This window comes from uncultured Brachyspira sp. (assembly GCF_944390595.1).
Classification (GTDB): domain Bacteria; phylum Spirochaetota; class Brachyspiria; order Brachyspirales; family Brachyspiraceae; genus Brachyspira.
In genome coordinates, this window is sequence record NZ_CALXRN010000089.1 from 1 (window position 1) to 7508 (window position 7508).

The window sequence follows — 7508 nt, forward strand, 5'->3', positions numbered from 1 at the left end:
CCGCCTGGTACTGTATTATCAGCTACCAATTTAGCATCTGCAGGATCTGTAACTGCTGTAACCAATATTGGAATATCTTTAGTTGTATTTGCAACTGCCTGTGCTGCAGGTGTTGCTATAGCCAATATTAAATCAACTCTGTCATTAACAAACTTTTGTGATATAGTTATACAATTAGCCTGCTCGCCTTGTGCATTTTGATAATCTATAGTTATATTTTTTCCGTCTTCATAGCCTGCTTCTTTTAAGCCGTCTACAAAACCTTTATTAGCCTGATCCAAAGCATTATGTTCTACTAGCTGAATTATTCCTATTTTCTTTAATGCTCCATTATCCTGTGAAGATGTGCCGGATGAGTTATTTGAACAAGAAAGCATTAATATACCAGACAATAATATAATCAATAACTTTTTCATTTATATCTCCTTCAAGTTTTATACATAATTACTATGATTAGTAGTATATAACAGCATAATAATAAAGTCAAATAAAATTATAAATTAAATAATTATTTATTCTTTTCTATTTCCAAAAATTCAATTATAGATTTTTTATGATGCTCTGATAATCCTTTTTCAAATTTATTAATATATCTGTCAATACTTCCAAACATAGCAATTGAATTTAATACTAAAAATACAATTAAAACATAAAATATTTTTTTATTATGAAGAATAAAGTTTTCTTTCTGAACTAAAAATAATATTATAGGAATATAAGATATTGAAAAAAGCCCATACAAATAATGAAAATACCCTTCTCCAAATTTAAATATAAAGAAGCATAAAAGAGTTGACAATATTGATAAGATAAAAAATTTGGATAATTTTATACACACCGTTTCATTAATTGTTTTTGATTTATAGTCAAATTTAAACAAAGAATAAAGCATATTTATTGAACAGTAAGCAGAAAATATAAGATTCAAAATTAAAAATATTAAACCATATATATAAGACGGTTCTGAAGTCCAAAATCCTATAATATTATTTAAACCGCTTAAATAATGAGATGACATTTCATTTGTAGGAAATAAAAATAAAGCTTGTATTTTAGCAATTATAATTCTTCCCGTCTCTGAATTTTTTAAAAGCATTAATTTCGTATTATAAAAACCATTATTAATCTCTGAAATTAAATAAGGCAAATACTCTAAAAATGATATAAAAACTCCTAAAATCCAATACTTTAAATATTTAATTGTATTTTTATAAGTTATAATTAAATAAAATATCATAGCAGCAATAACAGAAAAAAATGAAGCAAAATGTCCTTGTGCTACAATAGCTAATACCGGAAAGATAAAAACAGATGATATTATAGGATTTTTATCAGTATTTTCAGTTAAAGCATATAAATATTCAAACAATAATATAAAAAATATAAAACTAAATATTAATGCTATATTTGGATTCCAAAAATTAGTTACAGATTTTACAAAATACCCATTAAGCAGAATAAGAGGAGATATTAAAGAACATACAAAAAGACCAAACCTTTTATAAAGCCAAAATATAAATATAGATATTAATAAAATACCAAAAAAATAATTTATAATTTTAGCAGCATATAAATTTTCATTTGATAATTTATAACATAATATATAATATATATAATAAGCTCCTCCTGGCACTCTTGCAGTTTTAAATTCATCTTCATAAGTATCTGACAATTCAAACCTGCTTCCAGTTAAAGGAAATTCTTTTTTCTCATACCATCTATACATATCATAAAAATGCTGAAAATCATCATAAGTAGATCTTATATTTAAAATACTAAAAGATAATACAATATTTAGTATAAATGAAAAAACAATTAGAGATAAAAGTATAATTTTTATATAATTTTTTTCAATAAAATCATTCATTCTTTTATTTTTCCGTATAATTCAAGATATATCATTATACTAGTAATATTATAAAATACAATAAAAAATCATTTTTTATAATATACAATAAATATTGAAAATAATATATTTTATGATATCATCATTAACAATATTTAATTTATAATCATGGGGAATAAAATTGATTAGACATTCCAGACCTACTATAAGAAAAAAAGATTTAGAATCTGCTTTAAGAGTTATGATAAGCGATAATCTAGCCACAGGCGATGTTATATATGAGTTTGAGAGAAGTTTTGCAAATTATTTCGGCAAAGGCTTCACTGCAATATTTGTTAATAGCGGAACTACAGCATTAGAACTTATATTAAGACATTTAAATATAGGCGAAGGAGATGAAGTTATAATGTCATCTTTTTTAAATGCTTCGCCTCTTCAAGTGGTTGCTAATTTAAAAGCAACTCCTGTTTTAATAGACATAGATGAAGACAGCTTTCAAATTTCTATGGACAATGTTATAGAGGCTATTAATGAAAAAACTAAAGCAATTATAGTTTCCCACATGTTTGGAAACTGTGCATTAATTGATGAGCTTGCTGATATTAAAGTTCCTGTTATAGAAGATGCTTCGCATAGTTTAGGCGGAAAATATAGAGATACTTTGCTTGGAAGTTTCGGAGATTTTGCCTATTTTTCACTTTCTGCAACTAGAATGATAACCTCAGGCGGTGCAGGCGGTATGATTCTTACAAAGAAAAAAGGAATGGATGCTATAAGAGATATAATTCACTATGACAAAAAAGAAAATTTTATTAAAAGATTCAATTATTGTGCTACAGATTTACAAGCTTCTATAGGATTGGAAGAATTAAAGCATCTTGAAAGAATGGTTGAAGTTAGAGCTGATATTGCATCATTCTATGACAATGCTATATTAGAAAGCAATTTAATGAAATTATCTACACATGATAGTGAAAGTCCTTCATATTATAGATACGTGTGCATGCTTAATGGTTCTATGAATATTTACGATGCTATAAAAATGTTTGAACGTCATAATGTAGAAGCAGCAAGACCTATATTCAAACCTCTTCATCAATATTTGAATTTACCTAATGAAAATTTCCCTAATACGGAGAATGCATATTTAAAAAGTATATCATTGCCTATATATCCTACTTTGCAGAAAAGCGAAGCTGAACTTATATGCAAACTTATAAAACAGATTAGGTAATATTATACTGTTTGATATTTTACAAATTATAAATTTTAAATAATTCTGTAAGTTATCATTGCATTCATATCAAAATATAATGTACCTCTGAATTGAGGATGTGCTATATATTGTCCTATCTTTAAATTTACTTCAGTATATATTCTATTTAAGAATTCATATTGGAAATGTGCATAAGCTCCTATTGACTGCCACAGCTGTTTAGTATTATTCATATAAGCCAGCATATAATTAATACCAACAGACAAAGGCATTAAATCAAAAAGAAGCATAGTGTCTAGTTTATATGATATATCATTTTGATCTCTTATTAAAAGTAAATCATAATCTAAATGGTATTTTCCCTTCTGATTATGGGCATATTTAAAAGTTACTCCTGCCTGCAATGTCAATCCTCTTCCTTCAAATAAAGATTTCAAAAAACTTATTCTAAAGATAGGCGTAACCTCTGCTTCAAATGAAACGTTTGCTGTTTTGGGGGCATTTAATATTCCATTTGTTCCAAAATCAGAATCCGGACTGTCAAAATTCACAAACCCCCTTTTAGCATACGAGAGATAATAATTAAGAAGAGATACTTTAGCATCTATAGTAAAATATGATGTTATAGATGTATTTAGGAAGACTGTAAGCCTATTCATTTCAGCACTTATATGATCGCTTATGCCTATATCCGTTTTTATACCTTCCCAAATATATCCTGGAAAAACATCTGATATAAATCTGTAAAATAAAAAAATTCTTCCTCCTCCGTCTAAATAAGGACTAAAACGTCCATTTAAATCAGCACCGATATACAAACCAGACTGCATATTAGTTTGTGCTGTCAATGGCTTAAATATTAGAAATATATATATACTCAAAATAAATACAAATTTTATTAACTTCATTTAAAATGTTCATTTCTACAATTTTTATAATATTATACCATTTTATAAAAATATGTATATATTCTTATTTTAATTAAATAAAAGGGACTTCATAACAAAGCCCCATAATTCTCAAAATATTAATTTTTTACCGGAGTTATGATACTGTCGTCTTCAAACTCATTATCATTATAAGTTTCATCATCATCATTAGAATAGGCTTCTTCAGCACTCATTAGAAGATCAGAATCATCTGTATCTACTTTTTTAGAAGATTTTTTCTTTGAAACAGGAGGTTCTTCTTCATTACTAATAGGATTTTCTTTTGGTGCTCCTCCATTCTTTTGTTCTTCTAAATACTCAGCAAGTTTTTCTTTCACTTTATCAGCACCGCCCATATTAAGTGTCTCTCTGATTTGTATTTCAAGCTCCATACGCATTTTAGGATCAGATGCTAGTAAATCTCTAACCTTTTCCTTACCTTGTGCGATTTGCTCTCCATTATAATAGAACCAAGCTCCGCTCCTTGTAATTATTTTTGCCTCCATAGCTAAATCTATTAAAAGTCCCTCTGATGATATACCTTGTCCGAATATAATTTCCAAATTTACAACTTTAAATGGGGATGATAATTTATTTTTTACAACTTTGATTTTAACTTTATGCCCTATAGTATCATCGCCTTTTTTAATCCATTCAGTTCTTCTTATATCAAGTCTTACAGAAGAATAGAATTTCAAAGCCTTACCTCCTGTAGTAGTTTCAGTAGGTCCGGCACCATAACCAGTAGTAGCAATATTCTGTCTTAATTGGTTAATGAATATTACAGCAGTATTAGTATTGCTTATTATAGCAGTAAGCTTTCTTAAAGCATGACTCATAAGTCTAGCCTGCAAAGCTATATGAGCATCCCCTATATCTCCAGCAAGTTCTGCCTTAGAAACTAATGCTGCAACAGAGTCAACAACAACTATATCAAATGCAGTAGAAGAAACAACTTTTTCTAATATTTCAAGTGCCTCTTCTCCTGAGTTTGGCTGAGAAATATATAAATTATCAATATCTACACCCAAAGCACTCGCATATACCGGGTCTAAAGCATGTTCAGCATCTATAAAAGCAGCATAACCTCCAGCCTTTTGGGCTTCTGCTATGATATGCAAAGTTAATGTAGTTTTACCGGAAGCTTCATGTCCGTAAATCTCTATGATTCTTCCGCGAGGTATTCCTCCAACTCCTAATGCATGGTCAAGAGTTAAAGCACCTGTAGATATAACATCAACATTAACAGTTTTATTGCTTCCAAGTCTCATAAAAGAACCTGGGCCGTATTTTTTATTTATCTGATCGGTAATAGCTTCAATAGCTTCGCTTTTACCGTCTTTTTTCACTTCAGCAGTTTCTTTCTTTTTAGTAGCCATTTATATTTTCTCCTAAAAATTAATATTTATATAATAATATATTGTATAAAAATACATTATTTTTGTCAAGTTATTTATATATAAAAAATAATATTTTTTATAAATTTAGGTTTTCTAAATATTCATAAAGTTTTATCATAATAGATACTACATCTTCAGCTTTATCATCATATACATATCTAGTATATAAAAAATCTTTTCCATTTTCTTCTTCAAATTCCATAATATTATATATAGCATCTCTATTTGAATTTTTATATAATTCTTTTTTAATTTCTGCATCATTTGAAAACACACAAATATAAAACTGATTAGTTGCTATCCATAATATTACAGATAATCTTAAATTTGAATCTTTTAAATTTAAAGTTATAGCTCTAGAAAAGTCATCATTAATAAGCTGATATTTAATATTTTCTATAGATAAAATATAATTATTACTATTTTTTTTGCCTTCAAAATATTTATTTAATTTTTCTATAGCTTCTGTTAATAAAGTAATATTCTCTTTTATAGGAGAAACTTCTATTTTTTTCATTTTAATTATATTAGCAACTCTATAAAGTAAATTAGCATAATTATTAATATCTTCAACACTATTTAATGATTTATATTCATCTGTTTCAATCAAAAAATTTCTTATAACTTTATCTTCCATATCTTCATTCCTAAATTGATTAGTAATTAATTTTTCATTATCTCTCATCTGTATTAAACCAGAATAAAGAGAATGATATTTTATATCTTCCCATAAAAAAGAATATTCTTCTTTTTCTATTATATTTTTTTCAATAAAATCTCCAAGTTCATAATGTGATAAAGGGTATACTCTATTATCTTCTGATATATTTTCATATTTATCTCCTAAAGAATTAGGCTTATTTCCATATCTAGTTAAGAAAACAACAAATAATTTATTTTCATCAATATGTGATGACCTGTCTTTATAATAATCATATAACTGATTATTCAATTCATAGGAATTTATTTTGTTTTCTAAAATTATTTCAAAATTATTTTCACTTTTAATAAGAATATCAATTCTTCTATTATTAGATGTAAAAACTTCTCTATAAACGTCTATTTTCTCATCAGTATTTATTTCAGTATGAGAACATTTTTCTTTTATAATATAATTAGCAAAATCTCTTGCAAAGTTCACTTCTTTATTATTAGCAGCAATAAAATTTAATTTAAACATTTCATATATTAATTTGCTATTATATATTTCCAAATTAGAATAATCTAAAATTTTTGTTATATTGAATTGAGGAATATTTTTTTTATTTTCTTCACTAATCAAATTAAAAATTAAATCTTTTTTTTTAATTAAATTATAAAAAGAATTTAATAATTGTTCATCATTCATATTGATTCCTAAAATTATTAACTTAAGCATTTATAAATTTAATAATATATTGTATAAAAATACATTATTTTTGTCAAGTTATTTATAAATAAAAAAATATAAAAAATTATGAAAATATAAGTACAAAGAGGTTTGAAAAAGGCCCCTTATAACAGGAGAACTAGCACCCAATTGGGTTGACTTACCGTTGCTTCCTTCCGAACCTGGCGGATTCATCATCAATTGCCGTAGAGCCCCGTTATAAGAGATGTAAAAAAATAAAAAGAACATATATACGGAAAGAGTGGGATTCGAACCCACGGTGCGGTTAAGCACACACGACTTCCAATCGTGCTCCTTCGACCAGCTCGGACATCTTTCCTATTATAGAAACGTGCCTGAGAAGATTTGAACTTCCAACCTTCAGAACCGCAATCTGATGCTCTATCCAATTGAGCTACAGGCACTTAAATACTTTTTAGTTTAAAAATTATAGCATAAGTAATATTTTTTTGCAAATTTTCATTGAATATAATATATAAATTTGACTTATTAAATTATCTGTATATAATAAATATTATGGTTAAAGCAATTCAATTAATTATAATAAATAATCGCATCGCATCGCATCGCATCGCATCGCATCGCATCGCATCGCATCGCATCGCATCGCATCGCATCGCTAATTTTATATAAAAAATATATTTATAATAATACAAAAAATATATCCTATAAAGAATCTGTAATTTTATTTATCAAAAATATTATGTTTACTTTTAAACATACAATA

Annotated in this window: 6 protein-coding genes, 2 tRNA genes and 1 other RNA gene; 1 reads left to right on the forward strand and 8 read right to left on the reverse strand. The window is 26.7% G+C overall.

Going from position 1 to position 7508, the window contains the following annotated elements; genetic code table 11:
* On the reverse strand, window positions 1-416 hold a 416-nt coding region (locus tag Q0J90_RS04595), incomplete at its 3' end, for an ABC transporter substrate binding protein (protein ID WP_297276787.1).
* 92 nt (window positions 417-508) lie between these two features.
* Window positions 509-1867 carry a hypothetical protein gene (locus Q0J90_RS04600; RefSeq protein ID WP_297276788.1) on the reverse strand — a complete coding sequence of 453 codons (1359 nt, stop codon included), beginning with the start codon at window positions 1865-1867 and terminating at the stop codon, window positions 509-511.
* A gap of 160 nt (window positions 1868-2027) precedes the next feature.
* Here Q0J90_RS04600 and Q0J90_RS04605 point away from each other — a divergent pair, with 160 nt between their 5' ends.
* The gene (locus tag Q0J90_RS04605; RefSeq protein WP_297276789.1) at window positions 2028-3080 is read left to right on the forward strand and encodes a DegT/DnrJ/EryC1/StrS family aminotransferase; all 1053 of its coding nucleotides are present in this window, start codon (window positions 2028-2030) and stop codon (window positions 3078-3080) included.
* Between the two features lie 35 nt (window positions 3081-3115).
* Here the strand turns inward: Q0J90_RS04605 and Q0J90_RS04610 are convergent, their stop codons facing one another.
* The 6 genes from Q0J90_RS04610 to Q0J90_RS04635 all read right to left on the reverse strand — a co-directional run bounded on the left by Q0J90_RS04610 (window position 3116) and on the right by Q0J90_RS04635 (window position 7185).
* Window positions 3116-3970 carry a toxin A gene (locus Q0J90_RS04610; protein ID WP_297276790.1) on the reverse strand — a complete coding sequence of 285 codons (855 nt, stop codon included), beginning with the start codon at window positions 3968-3970 and terminating at the stop codon, window positions 3116-3118.
* 119 nt (window positions 3971-4089) lie between these two features.
* Window positions 4090-5370 carry a recombinase RecA gene (gene recA, locus Q0J90_RS04615; RefSeq protein WP_297276791.1) on the reverse strand — a complete coding sequence of 427 codons (1281 nt, stop codon included), beginning with the start codon at window positions 5368-5370 and terminating at the stop codon, window positions 4090-4092.
* A 97-nt stretch (window positions 5371-5467) separates the two neighbouring features.
* Window positions 5468-6739 (reverse strand): PD-(D/E)XK nuclease family protein, encoded by a 1272-nt coding sequence (locus Q0J90_RS04620; protein WP_297276792.1) that lies wholly within the window; start codon window positions 6737-6739, stop codon window positions 5468-5470.
* 146 nt (window positions 6740-6885) lie between these two features.
* Window positions 6886-6980, reverse strand: an RNA gene (gene ffs, locus Q0J90_RS04625) — signal recognition particle sRNA small type.
* A gap of 34 nt (window positions 6981-7014) precedes the next feature.
* Window positions 7015-7100 (reverse strand) — tRNA-Ser (locus Q0J90_RS04630).
* Window positions 7101-7111: 11 nt separating this feature from the next.
* A tRNA-Arg gene (locus Q0J90_RS04635) sits at window positions 7112-7185 on the reverse strand.
* Between the last annotated feature and the right edge of the window lie 323 nt (window positions 7186-7508).